7 protein-coding genes are annotated in these 20,607 nt (G+C 65.9%); 5 read left to right on the forward strand and 2 right to left on the reverse strand.

Annotated elements, in window-relative coordinates:
- Nucleotides 1–11 precede the first annotated feature (11 nt).
- From BO996_RS00595 to BO996_RS28700, 5 genes are all read left to right on the forward strand, one after another.
- On the forward strand, nt 12–752 hold the full coding sequence (locus BO996_RS00595; RefSeq protein WP_012202467.1) for a helix-turn-helix domain-containing protein: 741 nt from the start codon (nt 12–14) through the stop codon (nt 750–752).
- A gap of 182 nt (nt 753–934) precedes the next feature.
- Entirely contained in the window at nt 935–1,324 is a 390-nt protein-coding gene (locus tag BO996_RS00600; protein ID WP_013800295.1) for a YXWGXW repeat-containing protein, read from the forward strand.
- A gap of 162 nt (nt 1,325–1,486) precedes the next feature.
- Nucleotides 1,487–2,494: a Bug family tripartite tricarboxylate transporter substrate binding protein gene (locus BO996_RS00605; RefSeq protein ID WP_034368821.1), complete on the forward strand. Its 1,008-nt coding sequence runs from the start codon at nt 1,487–1,489 to the stop codon at nt 2,492–2,494.
- 65 nt (nt 2,495–2,559) lie between these two features.
- Nucleotides 2,560–4,041, forward strand: coding sequence for a SidA/IucD/PvdA family monooxygenase (locus BO996_RS00610; protein WP_071953757.1), 1,482 nt, complete (start codon nt 2,560–2,562; stop codon nt 4,039–4,041).
- Nucleotides 4,042–4,048: 7 nt separating this feature from the next.
- Nucleotides 4,049–5,209 (forward strand): CMD domain-containing protein, encoded by a 1,161-nt coding sequence (locus BO996_RS28700; RefSeq protein ID WP_083571107.1) that lies wholly within the window; start codon nt 4,049–4,051, stop codon nt 5,207–5,209.
- Between the two features lie 151 nt (nt 5,210–5,360).
- On the opposite strand, the gene BO996_RS00620 is transcribed toward BO996_RS28700, so the two are convergent.
- A complete protein-coding gene (locus BO996_RS00620) occupies nt 5,361–7,979 on the reverse strand; it encodes a PepSY domain-containing protein (protein WP_071953758.1) in 2,619 nt (872 codons plus the stop codon).
- A gap of 345 nt (nt 7,980–8,324) precedes the next feature.
- Nucleotides 8,325–20,156, reverse strand: coding sequence for an invasin domain 3-containing protein (locus BO996_RS00625; RefSeq protein WP_232240442.1), 11,832 nt, complete (start codon nt 20,154–20,156; stop codon nt 8,325–8,327).
- Nucleotides 20,157–20,607 lie beyond the last annotated feature (451 nt).

Consider the following 20,607-nt stretch of genomic DNA (forward strand, 5'->3'; position numbering starts at 1 on the left):
AATCGCTACCCATGAGCACCACCGCCGACCTCGTCATCGCCCTCAAGAAGGAACTCAAGGCCGCCCAGATGACCTATGCCGACCTGGCGCGCGCCCTGGGCATGGCCGAGTCCAGCGTCAAGCGCATGCTGGCCAAGGGCGACATGCCGCTGTCGCGCATCGATGCCATCTGCCGCGCGCTGAGCCTGGACTTCGCCGACCTGGCGCGCCGCGTGGCCGACAGCCAGCCGCTGCTGCAGGAGATGACGCCCGAGCAGGAGAACGCCGTGGTCGCCGACCGCAAGCTGCTGCTGATGGCCATCTGCGTGCTCAGCCAGTGGACGCTGGAGCAGATCGTGGCCACCTACCGCATGACCGAGGCCGAAGGCATCCGCTACCTGGCCCAGCTGGACCGCATCGGCATCATCGAGCTGCGCCCCGGCAACCGCTACCGGCTGCGCCTGGCCAAGACCTTCCGCTGGCGCGCACGCGGGCCGGTGATGGAGTACTTCCGCGAGAACGCCGTGCTCGACTACTTCGGCGGCGGCTTCGACCAGCCGGGCGAAGGCATGCTGATGGTGCACGGCTCCATCGGCCGGCATCTGGCGCCCAGCTTCGTGGAACGCATACAGCGGCTGGCCCATGACTTTTCCCAGCAGCACCTGCAGGACCAGCGCCTGCCGCCGGGCCAGCGCGAGGGCTACACCCTGGTGCTGGCCATGCGCAGCTGGGAATTCACGGCGTTCACGGCGCTCCGAAGAGGCACGGTCTGACGGCGGCTGCAGGACGACAGCCCGCGCTGCAGCGCCTGGCAACAAGGCTTCACCAAGGCGATACACAAGATTGCAAGACTTCGCGGCGCGGCAACCCGGGATTGACGATGGACCTGCACCATGCAGTCATGGATTCCTTTCACCAGGACTCCAGCCCGATGAACCAAGGACAAGGAGCCGCCATGATTTCCCTTCGCACACCGCTGATCGCCGCCACCCTGGCCCTGGCCGGATGGGCCGGCACCGCGCAGGCCCAGGCCAACGTGACCTATGCGGCGCCGGGCGCCGCCATCTCGGTCCAGTTCGGCGCGCCGCCTCCCATGCGCTACGAGGCGGTTCCTGCACCGCGCCGCGGCTACGTCTGGGCACCCGGCTACTGGCGCCCGCAGGGCCACCGCCATGCCTGGGTGGCCGGCCACTGGGTCAAGGCGCGTCCCGGCTATGTGTACCGCCAGCCCGTGTGGTCGCAGCAGGGTGGCCGCTGGGGCTACGCACCCGGCCGCTGGGACCGTGACCGCGACGGCGTGCCGGACCGCCATGACCGCCGCCCCAACAACCCCTACCGCCATTGATGGGCGCTTGCGCCCGGCATGAAGCCCGCCCCATCGGCGGGCTTTTTGCTGGCAGCCCCGGGCATGCCCACACTGGCTTCATACCAACATATGCATATAAAAGTGGCTCATTAAGTTCTCAGGAAAATATGGGAATTGATTCACCGGATTTCCCTGCACACCATGCGCCCCTCGTTTTTCCGCTCCTGGATTCCCGCCGCCGCCGCGGCCCTGGCCGTCTTCGGCTCCACCGCAGCGGTGGCAGCCGATTCGGCGGCTTCGTGGCCGCACCAGCCCGTGACCATGATCCTGGGCTTCCCGGCAGGCTCGGGCGTGGACGTGATCGCGCGCGGCGTGCAGGAGCCGCTGTCCCAGCGCCTGGGCCAGCCGCTCATCATTGACTACAAGTCGGGAGCGGCCGGCAACATCGCCAGCGAGATCGTGGCGCGCGCCAAGCCGGACGGCTACACGCTGGCCTTCGGCACGGCCGCCACGCACGGCAGCAATGCCGCGCTGTACAAGAAGCTGCCCTTCGATGTGGAAACCGACTTCGTGCCGGTGGCGCCGCTGATCGATGTGTCCAACGTGCTGACCATCAATCCCAACGTGATCAACGTCAAGAACCTCAAGGAGTTCGTGGACGAGATCAAGGCCAACCCCGGCAAGTACAACTACGCCTCCACAGGCAACGGCGCGGGCACGCACATGGCCTTTGCCGAGTTCAATGCGCGCCTGGGCCTGAACATGGTCCACGTGCCCTACAAGGGCGGCCCCGAGGCCATCACCTCGGTGCTGCGCGGCGAGACCTGCTGCATCATGAACCAGGTCCAGACCGTGCTGCCCCACTACAAGAGCGGCAAGGTCCGCCTGCTGGGCGTGACCACGGCCAAGCCCGTGGAAGTCATCAAGGAAGTGCCCACCATAGCCTCCAGCGGCCTGACGGGCACCAAGGGCTTCGACAGCTCGATCTGGTTCGGCATCTTCGCGCCCAAGGGCACGGACCCGGCCATCGTGGCCAAGCTCAGCCAGGCCGTGCGCGAGGTGCTGGAGCTGCCCGAGGTGCGTGCGCGCTTCGAGTCCCAGGGCAATGCGATCCGCATCGAAACGCCCGAGCAGTTCAAGAAAACCGTGCACAACGACCGCCTGAAGTGGGCACAGGTGGTCAAAGACGCGAAAATCAGCATCGATTGATGCCGCGCGCGCCCGCAGACCCTGCCCCGCTGGCGCGCCTTTCCTCGTGAGTTCCTGGTGAGTCTATGTCCCTGACCGAACCGGCAGCCCCGGCCCCTGCGGGCCTGGCTGCCCTTGAAGAACGCCTGCGCGACGACCTCGTCGCCCTGGGCTGGCCTGCCAAGGCCTGGATTCCTCCCTCCACCCGCAACGGCCAGCCCGTGCACGATGTCCTGGTCATCGGCGCCGGTCAGGCCGGCCTGGCCCTGTCGGCCGCGCTGTCCCAGCTGGGCATCGCGGCCGTTTTGCTGGACAAGGCCCCGCTGGACTTCGAAGGCCCCTGGGCCACGACGGCGCGCATGGAAACCCTGCGCTCGCCCAAGGAGCTGACCGGCCCTGCGCTGGGCCTGCCCTCGCTGACCTTCCGCGCCTGGTTCATCGCCCAATGGGGCCGCGAAGCCTGGGCCGCGCTGGACAAGATCCCGCGCCTGCAGTGGATGGACTACCTGCGCTGGTACCGCCGCGTGATGCGCTGCGACGTGCGCAACGGCCACCAGGTCACCGCCATCCGCCCGCAGGCCGACGGCACGGTCGAGGTCGATGTGACGGCCGATGGCGCCTCGCGCACCTGGCTGGCGCGCCGCGTGGTGCTGGCCACGGGCCGCGACGGCCTGGGCGGCCCGCAGATCCCCGCCTTCATGCAGGGCGTGGACCGCAGCCGCTGGGCGCACTCCTCCGACGTGCTCGACTACAGCCGCCTGGCCGGCCTGCACGTGGGCGTGGTGGGCGCGGGCTCCTCGGCCATGGACAGCGCAGCCACCGCGCTGGAGAACGGCGCCGCCAGCGTGGACCTGCTGGTGCGCCGCAGCGACCTGCCGCGCATCAACAAATCCAAGGGCTCGGGCACGCCAGGCCTCACGCACGGCCAGTTCCTGCTGCCCGACGCCTGGAAATGGCGCATACGCCACTACATCAACGTGCAGCAGGTGCCACCTCCGCACGGCAGCACGCTGCGCGTCTCGCGCCATGCCAACGCCCACTTCAACTTGGGCTGCGCCGTGCAGAAGGTGGAGCAGGACGGAGACCGGCTGCGCGTGGACACGCCGCGCGGCGTGTTCGTGCTGGACTTCCTGATCGTCTCCACCGGCTTTGCCATTGACTGGCGCCAGCGCCCCGAGTTCGCCGACCTGGCGCCCCATGTGCGCATCTGGAGCGACCGCTTCATGCCCGAGGCGGGTGCCGAGGACCAGGAACTGTCGGACTCGCCCGACCTGGGCCCGCTGTTCGAGTTCCAGGAAAAGACGCCCGGCGCCCTGCCAGGCCTGGACCATGTGCACTGCTTTTGCTATCCGGCCGCGCTGTCGCACGGCACGGTGTCGGGTGATATCCCCGCCATCAGCGACGGCGCGCGCAAGCTGGCCCAGGGCCTGGCCTCGCTGTTCTACCGCGAGGACCTGGAACACCACTACGCCCAGTTGCAGTCCTATTCCGAGCCCGAGCTCGACGGCAGCGAATGGACGCCCGCCGACCCCGAAGCCCGCGTGCGGGCCCTGGCAGACAAGACCTGAGATACCCATGACCACCGCCAACGACACCATCGACCGCCTGGCCGGCCTGACCGACCAGTCCCCCGTTTTCGCCACGCGCCGCCAGCGCGACAAGGTGGCCATTGCCACCCAGGCCTGCGAGGACCTGCTGCTGGGCGACGGCCTGGCCGACAGCCTGTCGCGCGCCGAGCGCCTGGTGCTGGCCAGCGAGCAATGCCGCGTCAGCGGCGTGCAGGCCCTGGCCGATGAGTACCGCCAGCGTGCCGAGTCCCTGGGCGATGCCCTGACGCCCGCGCTGCGCACCGTGCTGGTCCAGCCCGGCGCCCAGACCGGCAATGCGCGCCTGGATGCGGCCCTGCACTTCGTGCGCACCCTGGCCCTGCACCCCGCCGAAAGCGACCGCGCGGCCCTGCTGGCCATGCCCGAGTCCGGCCTGTCCATCGACGACACCGTGCTGGTGGCCCAGCTGGTGGGCTTCATCGCCTACCAATTGCGCCTGTTCGCGGGCGTGCAGGCCATGGACGCGCTGGGCGGCCAGGCCAGCGCACCGGCTGCCGAAGCCGCCGCCGCACCCTTCGTGCACCCCGCCAACCTGCCGCCACCGGGCGAGCCGCTGCGCCGCAACGGCTACACCAGCGAGACGCTGGACTGGACGTCCTGGCTGCCCGTGCTCGACCCCGCCACAGCCACGGCCGAGCAGCAGGCCGTGCTGGACCTGAGCCACCCCAAGGCGCGCACGTCGGACTTCTACCTGCTGCTGGCCCGCCAGCCGCGCGTGCTGTCGGAGCGCTCGCAGGCCTTCAACGCCATCATGTACGCGCCCGGCGGCCTGTCGCGCGCCGAGCGCGAGGTGGCGGCCACGGCCGTCTCCCGCTCCAACGGCTGCGTGTACTGCGCATCGGTCCACGCCCAGCGCTTCGAGCAGCTGGCCAAGCGCAACGATGTCATGGCCCAGATGTTCGATGACCCCGACACGGCCGGCACCAATGCGCGCGAACGCGCCATCATCCAGTCCTCGCTGGCGCTGACGCGCGCGCCGGGCAGCTTTGGCGCAGCCCAGTTGCAGCCGCTGCGCGATGCCGGCCTCACCGACCAGGAAATCCTGGACATGCTGCATTCGGCCGCGCTGTTCGGCTGGGCGAACCGGTTGATGCTCAATCTCGGCAAGGAGAGGTACATCACCCCCTGAGGCGCTTACGCGCCTTCCCCCGTATGCACGGCGCCCTCTCTCGCTACGCGGGAGGGGGACGACAGCCTCGCTGCGGGGCGGCCCTTGCTTGCTGTCCCCTGCTTTGGGGCCACGCCGGTTTTATCCGCTACGTCCAGCATGCGCACCACGTTCAGTACACATCTCTTCTGTAACGGCCTTCGACGATCAGGTCTTCGACGGCGGTAGCGCCCAGGATGTCGGCCAGCGCGGCATCGACGCCTGCGGCCATGCCGTCGGCGCTGCCGCAGACGTAGAGCACGGCACCGTCGGCGATCCAGTCGCGCAGGGGTTCGGCGGCTTCGCGCAGGGCGTCCTGCACGTAGCGGCGCCGGGCCTGGTCGCGGGAGTAGATGAAGTCGGCGCGCTGCAGCTTGCCCGCGGCCAGCCAGCCGGAGACCTCGGCCTCGCAGTACCCGTCATGGGCCCGCTGGCGTTCACCGAACAGCAGCCAGTTGCGGTGGCGGCCTGCGTGCATGCGCGCCAGCAGGTGGCCGCGCAGGCCGGCATAGCCGGAGCCGTTGCCGATGAAGATGGCCGGAGCATCGGGCTCGGCATCTGCCTCTTCACGCGGCTCGAAGGCGCGGTTTTCCACCAGTCTCATGGCCACGGAGGTGCCCTGGGCCGCATGCGCCGTCAGCCAGCCCGACGCCACGCCCAGGCCGCCGTCATGGCGGGCCTGGCGCACCAGCAGCCGCACATGGCCGTCCTGCGGCAGCGAGGCGACCGAGTAACTGCGCGGCAGCAGGGGCCGCAGCGCATCGGCCACGGACTGGGGCGCGGTGCCGGGGGCGATATCGCCCGGGGCCGGCAGCACGCTGGCGGCCAGCGCCTCGCCCAGCGTGCAGGTCTGCTGGCGCCATTGCACGGGGGCCGAGCCGTCGCATTCCTGGGCGGCCAGCCAGGCCTGCACGGTGGCTGCGCCATGGCGTGGCAGCACCTCGGCCAGCGCACCGGCCCGCCACAGCGGGGCCACGCCTTCGGGCGGCGACAGTTCCAGCATGTAGAGACCGGCGCCCTGGCTGCCCGCATTGCACAGGCTGCGCGCCTGCAGCGGCCATGCGGTAAAGGCCGTGGCATCGGCCAGCGGGCCTGCAGCGGACGCAGGCAGCGCATCCGATGCAGGCGGCATGGCCCCGAAATGCCCAGCCAGCGCCTGCTGCCAGGCATTCCAGGCCTGAGGTTCCTCGCCATCCATCTCGATCAGCGGAAACACGGGCTGTGCGCCCAGGTGACGCAGCTGGTGGTCCAGCGCATGGCCAAAGCCGCAGAAGGCCGCGTACTGCCGGTCGCCCAGCGCCAGCAGGCCGTATTGCAGGTGCGGCAGGGCCGAGCCCGAGGCCGCGCCCAGCAGGCGCGCAAAGCGGCGCGCGGCATCGGGCGGGTCGCCTTCGCCAAAGGTGCTGGCCACGAAGAGCACGCGCCGGTGGTGGCGCAGTTGCTCGGCATCCAGCGCCGCCACGGATTGCAGGCTGGCCGCCATGCCTGCGCCACGCAGCGCGGCCACGGTGGCCACGGCCAGGCGCTCGGCGCGGCCGGCCTGGCTGGCGAAGGCGACCAGCACGGTGTCCTGGCCCGCAGGGGCGGACGGTGGCGGGTCCGCCATCAGCGCCTGGCGCTCCTTGGCCAGGGCGCGCGCCTTGCGCCGGCGGTCCAGGTAGAGCATCCAGCCCGTGATGGCGAACAGGGGCATGATCAGCGAGGCCAGCGTCATGAAGATGCGCCCCGGCATGCCGAAATAGGTGCCCATGTGCAGCGGGTAGATGGCGCCCACGGCGCGGCGGCCCGTGGGCAGGTCGGCATAGCGCTCGTCGCGCTGCACGGCGCCGTCGGGCAGCAGCGCCATCTGGTTGCGCGCGCGCTCATGGGCGGCTTCGGCATCCAGCCAGCTGATCTGCAGGGGCTGGCCCGCGCGCTCGGGCAGGCGCAGCTGGGCGAACTGCCAGCCATGGGCGATGCGCTCGAAGGCGGCCCAGCCGGGCGCGATGTCGATGGGCTGCTGCGCGCCAGCCGGCTCAGGCCGGCCGCCGCCGGGTTTCGAGGACGGCGCCGCGGGAGCGGCCACGCGCGGCGGCACGCCGGCCCAGCCATCCACCGTGCTGCGCACCACGCCAAAGGCCCAGTACATGCCGGTGCAGGTGAACAGCACATAGGCCACCAGGGCCCAGGTGCCCGCCACCGAGTGCAGGCCCCAGAGGAAGGAGCGGCCCTTGAGCGCCGGATCGAAGGTCAGCCAGGTGCGCCAAGACAGCGGCCGGCGCGGCCAGCGCAGGTACAGGCCCGACAGCGACAGCATCAGCAACAGGCCGGCCAGCGTGCCCGTGATGGGCTTGCCGTCATCGCGCGACAGCAGCAGCCAGCGGTGCAGGCGCTCCACCCATTCGAAAAACTCCGTGCCGTGCTGCTCAGGCAGCTGCGCGCCCGTGTAGGGATCGACAAAGACCGTCTGGCCCCGGCGCTGGCCTGCCGGCGGCTTGAAGGCCACCTGGGCCGAGCGGCCGGGCTCGGCAAAGACGGTGATGCGCTGGACCACGCGCTGCTCGCCGGCCTCGCGCAGCGCCTGCGCAATCTGCGGCGGCGCCAGCGGCGCGGCATCGCGCGCGGGCACGGAGGCAGTGCCGGGATTCATCCATCCCAGGATCTCCTCGTGGAACGAGAACACCGCGCCCGACAGCCCGATGACGATGAGCACCGTACCGGCCGTAATGCCGACGAACCAGTGCAACTGGAACCAGATTTTCTTGAAAGTCATGGGGAGCAGGCGAGCAGGCGACGTCGGTCGGAAATCCATTGCGGTGCGCAACGGAACATCAGGACAGAACGGTGCATGGAAGGCAGGCGGGCAGAGATGAAAGTGCGCAGCACCTGTGCATCGGCCCCGGGCGGCGTTGGCCGGGACTTGTCGACGAAAGGCGCCAATCAGCGAGAAATTCTAAATTGTTCTCATTTACGGTGTGTTGCACGCGCGATAGGCCCGCAAGGCGGCCTGGGGTTACGGGCAGGCTTGGGCCGCCGGGATGCAGCGCCTGCGCCCAATGGAAATCGCCTGCCGAAACAGGTTCGGCAGGCGATGGTTCAGCTCCTCTTCAACCGTGTGTCAACCGCGTCTGCGGCGCAGATTCCACAGGCCTGCGGCCAGCATCAGCAGCATGGCCATGGCGAGCATGCGCGGTTCGAGCGCAGGGATCGGCGTGGCATCCGGTGCCGCACCCACACGCGCCGGACCGCTGGGATCCACGATCACGCCATTGGCTGCGCGATCGTCATCACCCTGGCCGCCATCGGTGACCACCACCGAGGTCGTATTGCCCGACACCACCGCACCCGGAGGCTGATACCAGGAGTCCGCCGCCCCTGCGGACGCTGGACCGAACTTCCAGTACGCCATGCCGGTCACCGGACCCGGCCAGGTGACGCTGACCGTGATCGAGCTGCTGGCCGTACAGCCCCGGGCCACGAAGTGCACATTGCCGTACGGGAAGCTCAACTGGCCCGGCGCACCCGCCGCAGCCGCGACGAAGGACGACTGCGACACATCGAACCCGCAGCCCGCGCCACCACCGCTCAAGGTCGCCGTGGCGTTGCCTGCCCCGGTGGCTGTCGGACCCGTGAAGGTCGTTCCGAGCACGTTGAGCGAAGTCGTTGTGGCAGGTCCGGTGTTGCCATTGCCAGGATTGGTCTGGGTCGCGCTGATCGTGTGCAGACCCGGCGTCGGCAAGCCGCCGCCTGGCGTGCAGCTCCACGTCTGATCGGCCGCGACGATTGCCGTACACAGTGTCGTCGAGCCATCCTTCACCGTGATCGTGTAGCCCGGCGTGCCGGTGCCGGAAATCTGCGGATAGCCTCCCACCGTGGTCGGCGAAACCGTCAGCGTCGGAGCCACCGGCACCTGCGTGCTGGGAGTGACCGGCGTTGCGGGTGTCGATGCACAGTTCACAGTGCACCCTGCCGTCGGATTGACCGGGCTGATACCGCCCGCTGGATCGTAGGAGGCCGTGTTGGTGCTCGAACCCACAGCCGTCGGCACAGCTGGCAGGTTGAAGCTGCTGTTGCCACCCGCTGCCACCGGCGTAGTGAAGCTCACCGTGCAAGACAGGATCGCCGTGCCATTGCCCACGAAGGGGAAGGTGTTGGGCGTGCAGGTCGCGCTGGCCACGTTTGCGCCGGTCGGCGCACCCGTGATGCTGATACCCGCAGGCACCAGGTCCTTGATGGTCACGCTGGTGGCGGGACCGAAGGCACTGGCAGCGTTGGACACGGAGAACGCGTAGTTGAACGCAGTCCCCACAGCCAGGCTGCCGGGGTTGGCCTTGGTGACCGTCAGCGCTGGCGTACCAGGCGTGACCGGCGTGGAAGGCGTCGATGCGCAATCCGTCGTGCAACCCGCCGTCGGATTGACGGGGTTGATGCCGCCCGACGGATCGTAGGAGGCCGTGTTCGTGCTCGAGCCCACAGCCGTCGGAACAGCCGGCAGGTTGAAGCTGGTGTTGCCACCCGCTGCCACTGCCGCAGTGAAGTTCACCGTACACGTCAGGACGGAACTACCGTTACCCGCAAACGGGAAGGTGTTGGGCGTGCAGGTCGCACTGGCCACGTTTGCGCCGGTCGGCACTCCTGTGATGCTGATGCCCGCAGGCACCAGGTCCTTGATGGTCACGCTGGTGGCGGGGCCGAAGGCACTGGCAGCGTTGGACACGGAGAACGCGTAGTTGAAGGGCGTGCCCACAGCCAAGCTACCCGGGTTGGCCTTGGTGACCGTCAGCGCAGGCGTGCCAGGGGTCACCGGCGTGGAAGGCGTCGATGCGCAATCCGTCGTACACCCCGCCGTCGGATTGACGGGGCTGATGCCGCCCGACGGATCGTAGGAAGCCGTGTTCGTGCTCGAACCCACCGCCGTCGGCACAGCTGGCAGATTGAAGCTGGTGTTGCCACCGGCTGCCACCGGCGTAGTGAAGCTCACCGTGCAAGACAGGATCGCCGTGCCATTGCCCACGAAGGGGAAGGTATTGGGCGTGCAGGTCGCACTGGCTACGTTTGCGCCGGTCGGCACGCCCGTGATGCTGATGCCCGCAGGCACCAGATCCTTGATGGTCACGCTGGTGGCGGGACCGAAGGCACTGGCAGCGTTGGACACTGAGAACGCGTAGTTGAAGGGCGTGCCCACAGCCAGGCTACCCGGGTTGGCCTTGGTGACCGTCAGCGCTGGCGTACCAGGGGTCACCGGCGTGGAAGGCGTCGATGCGCAGTTCGTCGTGCAGCCGGCCGTCGGATTGACGGGGCTGATGCCGCCCGATGGATCGTAGGAAGCCGTGTTCGTGCTCGAGCCCACAGCCGTCGGCACAGCCGGCAGGTTGAAGCTGGTGTTGCCACCGGCCGCCACTGCCGCAGTGAAGTTCACCGTGCACGTCAGCACGGAGCTGCCATTGCCCGCAAACGGGAAGGTATTGGGCGTGCAGGTCGCACTGGCTACGTTTGCGCCGGTCGGCACGCCCGTGATGCTGATGCCCGCAGGCACCAGATCCTTGATGGTCACGCTGGTGGCGGGACCGAAGGCACTGGCAGCGTTGGACACGGAGAACGCGTAGTTGAAGGGCGTGCCCACAGCCAGGCTACCCGGGTTGGCCTTGGTGACCGTCAGCGCAGGCGTGCCAGGCGTGACCGGAGTCACCGGCGTGGAAGCGCAGTCTGTCGTGCAACCGGCTGTCGGATTGACGGGGCTGATGCCACCGGACGGATCGTAGGAAGCCGTGTTCGTGCTCGAGCCCACAGCCGTCGGCACAGCCGGCAGGTTGAAGCTGGTGTTGCCACCGGCCGCCACTGCCGCAGTGAAGTTCACCGTACACGTCAGCACGGAGCTGCCATTGCCCGCAAACGGGAAGGTGTTGGGCGTGCAGGTCGCGCTGGCCACGTTTGCGCCGGTCGGCACGCCCGTGATGCTGATGCCTGCCGGCACCAGGTCCTTGATGGTCACGCTGGTGGCGGGACCGAAAGCACCGGCAGCGTTGGACACGGAGAACGCGTAGTTGAAGGGCGTGCCCACAGCCAGGCTACCCGGGTTGGCCTTGGTAACCGTCAGCGCAGGCGTGCCTGGCGTGACCGGAGTCACCGGTGTGGAAGCGCAGTCTGTCGTGCAACCGGCTGTCGGATTGACCGGGCTGATGCCACCGGACGGATCGTAGGAGGCCGTGTTCGTGCTCGAACCCACCGCCGTCGGAACAGCTGGCAGGTTGAAGCTGGTGTTGCCACCCGCTGCCACTGCCGCAGTGAAGTTCACCGTGCACGTCAGCACGGAGCTGCCATTACCCGCAAACGGGAAGGTGTTGGGCGTGCAGGTCGCGCTGGCCACGTTTGCGCCGGTCGGCACGCCCGTGATGCTGATGCCTGCCGGCACCAGGTCCCTGATGGTCACGCTGTTGGCAGGACCGAAGGCACTGGCAGCGTTGGACACGGAGAACGCGTAGTTGAACGCAGTTCCCACAGCCAGGCTGCCCGGGTTGGCCTTGGTGACCGTCAACGCTGGCGTACCAGGCGTCACCGGCGTGGAAGGCGTCGATGCGCAGTTCGTCGTGCAACCCGCCGTCGGATTGACGGGGCTGATGCCGCCCGACGGATCGTAGGAGGCCGTGTTGGTGCTCGAACCCACAGCCGTCGGAACAGCCGGCAGATTGAAGCTGCTGTTGCCGCCAGCCGCCACCGGCGTGGTGAAGCTCACCGTGCAAGACAGGATCGCCGTGCCATTGCCCACGAAGGGGAAGGTATTAGGCGTGCAGGTCGCGCTGGCCACGTTTGCGCCGCTCGGCACGCCCGTGATGCTGATGCCTGCCGGCACCAGGTCCTTGATGGTCACGCTGGTGGCGGGACCAAAGGCACTGGCCGCATTCGCTACCGTGAAGGCGTAGTTGAACGCAGTCCCCACAGCCAGGCTGCCGGGATTGGCCTTGGTGACCGTCAGCGCAGGAGTACCAGGGGTCACCGGCGTGGAAGGCGTGGAAGCGCAGTCTGTCGTACACCCTGCCGTCGGATTGACCGGGCTGATGCCGCCCGACGGATCGTAGGAAGCCGTGTTCGTGCTCGAACCCACAGCCGTCGGCACAGCCGGCAGATTGAAGCTGCTGTTGCTGCCAGCCGCCACCGGCGTGGTGAAGCTCACCGTACACGTCAGCACGGAGCTGCCGTTACCCGCAAACGGGAAGGTGTTGGGCGTGCAGGTCGCACTGGACACGTTCGCGCCAGTCGGCACGCCCGTGATGCTGATGCCTGCCGGCACCAGGTCCTTGATGGTCACGCTGGTGGCGGGACCAAACGCTCCAGCCGCATTCGCTACCGTGAAGGCGTAGTTGAAAGGCGTGCCCACAGCCAAGCTACCGGGGTTGGCCTTGGTAACCGTCAGCGCAGGCGTACCAGGGGTTACCGGCGTGGAAGGCGTCGATGCGCAATCCGTCGTGCAACCGGCCGTCGGATTGACGGGGCTGATGCCACCCGACGGATCGTAGGAGGCCGTGTTGGTGCTCGAACCCACAGCCGTCGGCACAGCTGGCAGGTTGAAGCTGGTGTTGCCACCGGCTGCGACCGAGGTCGTGAAGTTCACCGTGCACGTCAGGACAGTGCTGCCATTGCCCGTAAACGGGAAGGTGTTGGGCTTGGGCGAGCAGTCCACACTGGCCACGTTCGCACCTGTCGGCGCACCCGTGATGCGGATACCTGCAGGCACCAGATCCTTGATGGTCACGCTGTTGGCAGGACCGAAGGCACCGGCCGCATTCGCTACCGTGAAGGTGTAGTTGAAGGGCGAACCTACGGCCAGGCTACCCGGATTGGCTTTGCTGACCGTCAGCGCAGGCGTACCAGGCGTGACTGGAGTCACCGGTGTGGAAGCGCAGTCTGTTGTGCACCCTGCCGTCGGATTGACAGGGCTGATGCCACCCGACGGATCGTAGGAGGCCGTGTTCGTGCTCGAACCCACAGCCGTCGGCACAGCCGGCAGGTTGAAGCTGCTGTTGCTGCCAGCTGCCACCGGGGTGGTGAAGCTCACCGTGCAAGACAGGATCGCCGTGCCATTGCCCACGAAGGGGAAGGTATTGGGCGTGCAGGTCGCGCTGGCCACATTTGCGCCGGTCGGCACGCCCGTGATGCTGATCCCCGCAGGCACCAAGTCCTTGATGGTCACGCTGGTGCCAGGACCGAAGGCACCAGCCGCATTCGCTACCGTGAAGGCGTAGTTGAACGGCGTGCCCACAGCCAGGCTACCGGGGTTGGCCTTGGTGACTGTCAACGCAGGCGTACCAGGCGTGACCGGTGTGGTCGGTGTCGATGCGCAATCCGTCGTGCAACCTGCCGTCGGATTGACCGGGCTGATGCCGCCCGACGGATCGTAGGAGGCCGTGTTGGTGCTCGAACCCACAGCCGTCGGCACAGCTGGCAGGTTGAAGCTGCTGTTGCTGCCAGCCGCCACCGGCGTGGTGAAGCTCACCGTACACGTCAGCACGGAGCTGCCGTTACCCGCAAACGGGAAGGTGTTGGGCGTGCAGGTCGCGCTGGCCACGTTCGCGCCGGTCGGCACGCCCGTGATGCTGATGCCTGCGGGCACCAGATCCTTGATGGTCACGCTGGTGGCGGGACCAAAGGCACTGGCCGCATTGGACACGGAGAACGCGTAGTTGAACGGCGTGCCCACAGCCAGGCTGCCGGGATTGGCCTTGGTGACCGTCAACGCAGGCGCGCCTGGCGTGACCGGAGTTACCGGTGTGGAAGCGCAGTCTGTCGTACACCCTGCCGTCGGATTGACGGGGCTGATGCCGCCCGACGGATCGTAGGAGGCCGTGTTGGTGCTCGAACCCACAGCCGTCGGCACAGCCGGCAGGTTGAAGCTGGTGCTGGCACCGGCTGCGACCGAGGTCGTGAAGTTCACCGTACACGTCAGGACGGCGCTGCCATTGCCCGCAAACGGGAAGGTGTTGGGCGCGCAGGTCGCACTGGCCACGTTCGCACCGGTCGGCACACCCGTGATGCTGATCCCCGCAGGCACCAAGTCCTTGATAGTCACGCTGGTTGCGGGGCCGAAGGCACCGGCGGCGTTATTCACCGTGAAGGCGTAGTTGAAGGGCGTACCCAGGGCCAGGCTGCCCGGGTTGGCCTTGCTGACCGTCAGTGCAGGCGAACCAGGCGTGACAGGAGTGGTGGGTGTCGACGCGCAGTCTGTTGTGCACCCTGCCGTCGGATTGACCGGGCTGATGCCGCCCGACGGATCGTAGGAGGCCGTGTTGGTGCTCGAACCCACAGCCGTCGGAACAGCCGGCAGGTTGAAGCTGGTGCTGCCACCGGCTGCGACCGAGGTCGTGAAGTTCACCGTACACGTCAGGACGGCGCTGCCATTGCCCGCAAACGGGAAGGCGTTGGGTGTGCAGGTTGCACTGGCCACGTTTGCGCCGGTCGGCACGCCCGTGATGCTGATGCCAGCAGGCACCAGGTCCTTGATGGTCACGCTGGTGGCGGGACCGAACGCTCCAGCCGCATTCGCTACCGTGAAGGCGTAGTTGAACGCAGTCCCCACAGCCAGGCTGCCGGGGTTGGCCTTGCTGACCGTCAGCGTGGGCGAACCAGGGTTGACTGGGGTGGCGGGCGTCGACGAGCAGTCCGTCGTGCAACCTGCCGTCGGATTGACCGGGCTGGTACCACCGGACGGATCATAGGAAGCCGTGTTCGTGCTCGAGCCCACAGCCGTCGGCACAGCCGGCAGGTTGAAGCTGGTGTTGCCACCGGCTGCGACCGAGGTCGTGAAGTTCACCGTGCACGTCAGGACAGTGCTGCCATTGCCCGTAAACGGGAAGGTGTTGGGCTTGGGCGAGCAGTCCACACTGGCCACGTTCGCACCTGTCGGCGCACCCGTGATGCGGATACCTGCAGGCACCAGATCCTTGATGGTCACGCTGCTGGCAGGACCGAGGGCGCTCGCCGCATTCGCTACCGTAAAGGTGTAGTTGAAGGGCGAACCTACGGCCAAGCTGCCCGGGTTGGCCTTGGTGACACTGAGGTTCACCACGCTCACAAAATGAATTTGTGCGGCGCTTGGCGAATACGCGTTTGCCCCCACGGTGAACGTGCCACCCAGGGTTCCTGCAGGAATGCTGGTGGCGATGCTGTAGGTACCACTCGCTGTGCTGGTGGCAGTGATCGAGCAGATGCCCAGAGTTGCGCCACTTGTTCCAGTGGTGCAAGTGGCTGACGCGCCTGCCGCGCCACCGTTCAGCTTCACGCCGGCAGTACCGGCAAAGGTGACGACCTCGCCGCCCTTGGGATTGCCACCGGCATCGCGCACATACGCTTCCACCACATCGGTTGCCGTGCCATTTGCCGCCGCGTTGTCGCTCACGACACGCAGGCCCGAGTTGCTTGCCGAGGCATTGCCGGCGACAAAGGCCATCGATTGCGGGCTGTTGCCGATGGCAGCTGCACCCACCGTGGCGGCAGCCGAGTAAGTCGATGCGGTCACGCTGGTGAACGACACCGAGCAGGTCGCCGCCGCACCAGCAGTCGTGCAGCTGGCGGTGGCAGGTGCCGCTCCGGCAGGCGTCACGCTGAAGTTCACGGCAACGCCGGTGACCGGATTGCCGAACGCATCCTTGGTAACCACGGAAACGACGTCCTGGCCGCCGCCGGCTGCCTGGTTGTTCACATCGACCGACATGGTCGAATTGGCGGGATCGACGGCACCTGCCGTAAAGACATAGGCAGCCGTCGCACCGTACGTATTGCCACCGGAGCTGACGCCGCTGCCGCTCAATGCGCCGCTCGCAATGCTTGCGCCGGAAGTGTAGGAACCCGCGACGGTTGTCTTGGCGGTGACCTGGCAGGTACCGGCCGCATTGGTGGTGCAGGTACCGCTGAAGGTGATGTTTGCGGTGGGAGAGAACGTGACAACGCTTCCGGCCACCGGATTGCCGTTGACATCTCCCACAAACGCTTCAAGCACATCTGTCGCCGAGCCATTGGCCGTGGCCGGACTGCTGACGGTACGCACCCCCGACCTGGCGGGGTCGGCGGCATTGGCCGTGAAGTTGATCACGGCCGGACTGCCGTTTGCCACGCTCTGGGTGGTGGTGCCGTTGTTGTCCGTGGCTGTGAAGCTCGCCGCACCCGCCACGGTGGATGTCACCGTGATGGAGCAGCGCGCTGGATTCGCATTGGCCGCAATCGTGCAGGAAGTTGCCGACGGCGTGCCGGCGCCGGTATGGACAAAGCCGATGGTGTGGGCGACTGTATCGACCGTTGCATTGCCATTGGCGTCCTGCAGTGCGACGGTTACCGTGCCGGTGCTCGTACCGTCGGCCATCACCGAGAGCGGCGTGGCACTGAGCAGATTGCCGCTGGCTGTATTGCTGGGCGGCCCGGCAATGAAGTTGACCGATACCGGACTGCCATTGCTCACGGCCGTTCCGTTGTCCGTTGCCGTGAAACTTGCGGTGCCGACCGTGGCCGATTTCACCGTCACGGAGCAGGTGGCCGGATTGGCGTTGGCCGCGATCGTGCACGTGGGTGCGGCCGGCGTGGTCGTGCCCACGCCCGTTTTGGTGAAGACAATCGTGTGCGCCACCGTATCCGTGGCGGGATTGCCATTGGCATCGCGCAGGGTCACGCTGATCGAGCTCGTGGCAGTGTTGTCTGCGACAACGCTGAGCGGACTGGCACTGATCAGGTTTCCATTCGCGCCATTGCTGGGCGGGCCGGCCGTGTAGTTCACCACAGCCGTAGCCGTGGCGGCCGAGCCATTGATGGTGAAACCAAAGGTGCCACTGCCGACTGCGGTAGGTGCCGTGACGGTTGCCGTGTAAACCCCTGCGCTGCACGAACCCGCGCCGACCGCAGGCGAGCCCTGTGTTCCGCTGTTCAGCGTGAAGGCCACCGTATTGGCACAGGTCGCAATCGAATTGCCTGACGCATCCTTGAGCTGCGCCGTCAATGTGCTGGTTGCAGTGCCATTGGCAATGATCGAGGTCGGACTCGCAACGATGGTCGAGGCACTGGTACTTGGCGGACCCGCCGTGTAGCTCACTGAAGCCGTAGCAACTGCGGCAGAGCCGTTGATGGTGAATCCGAAGATCCCGCTGCCGACCGCCGTGGGCGATGTGACGGTGCCCGTATAGATGCCGGCGGTACACGAGGCCGCGCCCACACTCGGCGTTCCCTGCGTTCCGCCGTTCAGGGTGAATGCCACCGTGTTCGTGCAGGTGTTGATCGGATTGCTGCTGGCATCGACCAATTGCACGCGCAGCACGCTGGTGGAGCTGCCGTTGGCCACGATCGATGTCGGTGTGGCGACTATCGTCGATGCACTCGTGCTCGGCGTTGCGGCCACATAGGAGACCGTTGCGGTGGCAACAGCCGCAGACCCGTTGATGGTGAACCCGAAGGTTCCGCTGCCGACCAGCACCGGCGATGTCACCGTCCCCGTGTACATGCCGGCACTGCAGCCCGTGACGCTGACGGCAGGAACGCCTTGCGTCCCCGCATTGAGGGTGAAGGCCACCGTATCGGTACAGGTGGTGACAAGGTTGCCTAAAGCATCCTTCAACTGCACGGCCAAGGTGCTGGTGGAGACGCCGTTGGCCGCAATCGATGGCGGACTCGCGGCGATTTCAGACCCGCTCGTGCTGGCCGGCAGCCCGGTGAAGCTGTAAGCAACCGGCGAAGGCTGATAGGTCACTGCGCCAGATACCGGACTTCCACCCAATGGAAGATTGGAGAACGTGGCACCAGCGACTGACGACGACAAGGTCACGGGTGTCGTGAATGCTCCGGCGACACTGCTGCTGGCATTGATGGGAGACGCGCACTTTCCGCTGGAGTTGGTCGTGCAGCTGACTGCGGCGGAGCTGCCATTGAACGTGACACCTGCAGGCGGCGCTGCGAAGGTGACGGTGTCACTGCCCCCTGTCCAGGCATTGCCTTGGCCGTCAACAATGTAGACCTCCAGCAAGTCGCTGCTGCCGACAGGTTGATTGTTGGTCGTCGCCAGAACGCCGGATTTCAGGGCACAGGGAAAACCGGTGACGCTTGCCGCCGTTGAAAGCTGCGAGGTCTGGGCTCCACCGGAATTGCTGTCCGTCACTGTGACTCGCACCTGGCCGCTGAGATACGAAGGAACGGTCAGCGTTCCCGAGGCTCCGGCCATGGTTTCGGAGCCCAGATAGACCTGCGCATCGTTGACGCCCGCGCCGGTCGGCGACCAAAAGGCTTCCACCGTATACGGTGCCGGCTCGCTCGCATTGGCATTTGCCGTGATATTGAATGTCCAGGTGCAGGCGGCGGTGTCACTGGCGCCAACGCCAAGGGTGGGGGTCCATCCGGTTTGTCCATTGCCCGTCGTCAGCAAACTGATGCCTGAGTTTGCAGCCACAGGCACGGAAAACAGCGTGTTCTGAGAAATCTTGAAGAAATCACGCGTAGTGATACGAATGGCACTTCTCGACTGGCTTGTCATCTTGTTGTTGCCAATCAATCCTGGTGCCGTACCCGTACCACCGATATTCACCCCGTCCCCGCCGCCAGTGAAGTTGTTATCGGTCACCGTCACTACCTGCGTCGTGCCTGAGGCTGCCGTATTCACCGTTGGTGCCGACACATGCGTTGGTGATGACCCGGTATAGGCGGCGATAGGCAGCGAGAAGGTATTACCCGTCACGGCCAGACCAATTCCATTGGCCAGGCTGATCGTTCCATCAACCGACACCACGGCCCTGGGCGCATTTCCACCAGTCGGGCTCAGTGCGATATTCGAATTTTTGATCGTCAATCCGTTGACGGTCATGTTCGACATGACCTGGAAAAACTGCTCGAGCTGCATTCCCCCGATAGGGTTGGGCAGATTCGTTACCGTGAAATTATCGACAACGATGTTGGAAACCGTGCCTGCACCGTTGCTTGCGGCAACGGAAATGGCCGAGCCCTTGTTATTGCCGTAATTTCCATTCCATATCGCGGAGTTGATTGTGCTATTGGCAAAGAATACGTTTTGTGCGCCTTGATGAATCTCCGCGTACAGCTCGCAGTTGAACGGCGTCCCCTCTCCCGCAGGGGTTGGCGCCACATTCACCAGACCGACGCGATCAATGATGACATTGTTTGCTGAGGAGCCAACGACGAATACCGCTTCGCCACAGGTCATGTTGGGCGAATTGGTGAGAGTGATATTCTTCCCACCAAGATAAAAGGTTTCCCAGGCGGAGTCCGCCCAGTTCTGGACTTGTATGACTCCCCCGAAATCGATGGTCAATGAGCCCGTGCCGGCTGGCACGGTGCCTTTGAGCCAGTACCAGGCGCCACCGGCACCAGTGGTGGTGCCCGTATCGCCGCCGCTGATCATCTGGGTTTGACCACAGGCATTGGTGGCTCCCGTCACGGCGCCGGACTGGGCTCCGCTGACGAATGTATTGGCACAGCGCACGTAAACCGTCTGATTGTCGACATACGGATGGAGGTTTCCGGCCGCATCCTTGGATGTCCCACTCTGTATGGTTCGTACCGACGTAGACAGTGTCGGCGCAAAGACGATGGAAACATCGGCACTCGGATCCAGCGTTTGCAGCGTGTAGTTGGCTGCCTGAATGGCAGCTCGCAGCGTACATGCGCCAGCAAAGGTGCCTCCCAGCGTGCTGACACAGGTGGTTGGTGTCGTTGCATTGGCATTGGGAGCGTCGCTGTTGTCGGTGACCGTGAAAACGACGGTCGCCGCCAGTGCCGTGGATGAGATACCCGCGCATGAAAGCAGCAGCAAAGAGAAAAGGCACTTCGCTGCACGCCACTTGCGAAAAAATGCCGAACCAGGCAGGCGATTGAGAGCATGCATGATATTCCCCGTTTTCTCAAGGAGATATGACAGGAAAATGATTTTCCCAATGGCAATGGCCATCAGTTGTACCCAGCGCATTTGCATCGCCGTACCTCGAATAGTTCTATTTGAATCACGAGCTCACAACTCACCTTGCAGCCGGTGAGGTTGGAAGCAAAATTTTTCGCGCAGATCCTGCGCGTCAATCAGAAAAGGCGGATTTCCATCAACGTTTGCGAGCTGCTCCGCTGCCCATTGAGCCGGACACACCTTCAGTCGGGTTTGCGACGCAAATCATTCCTCCCTCCACAAACCATATTCACCGTGCTTGTATTTTTTCAGTGCCGGACCAGTTTCCATGGACCTGCACCTGTGCAACGGTAAGTCGCCTATCAGACATATACACAACTCATGGTTAACCCATGCAGGTCCAATCGACCAGAACATGCACTGACAAACCACTGCACACATCGATAGGCTAAATCATGTTTTTTTCTATTTCAATAGTTTTTTTACATGCAGTCGGAGACTCGTGCCAGCGCTACGAGGGAGGCGC

The sequence above is a fragment of the Delftia sp. HK171 genome (assembly GCF_001886655.1).
Classification (GTDB): domain Bacteria; phylum Pseudomonadota; class Gammaproteobacteria; order Burkholderiales; family Burkholderiaceae_C; genus Comamonas; species Comamonas acidovorans.

What these genes read in the sequence shown, in the direction of transcription:
- BO996_RS00605 (WP_034368821.1), top strand. Translation starts at nt 1,487, where the DNA reads ATGCGCCCCTCGTTTTTCCGCTCCTGGATTCCCGCCGCCGCCGCGGCC.
- BO996_RS28700 (WP_083571107.1), top strand. Translation starts at nt 4,049, where the DNA reads ATGACCACCGCCAACGACACCATCGACCGCCTGGCCGGCCTGACCGAC.
- BO996_RS00620 (WP_071953758.1), bottom strand. Translation starts at nt 7,979, where the DNA reads ATGACTTTCAAGAAAATCTGGTTCCAGTTGCACTGGTTCGTCGGCATT.
- BO996_RS00625 (WP_232240442.1), bottom strand. Translation starts at nt 20,156, where the DNA reads ATGCAAATGCGCTGGGTACAACTGATGGCCATTGCCATTGGGAAAATC.
- BO996_RS00595 (WP_012202467.1), top strand. Translation starts at nt 12, where the DNA reads ATGAGCACCACCGCCGACCTCGTCATCGCCCTCAAGAAGGAACTCAAG.
- BO996_RS00600 (WP_013800295.1), top strand. Translation starts at nt 935, where the DNA reads ATGATTTCCCTTCGCACACCGCTGATCGCCGCCACCCTGGCCCTGGCC.
- BO996_RS00610 (WP_071953757.1), top strand. Translation starts at nt 2,560, where the DNA reads ATGTCCCTGACCGAACCGGCAGCCCCGGCCCCTGCGGGCCTGGCTGCC.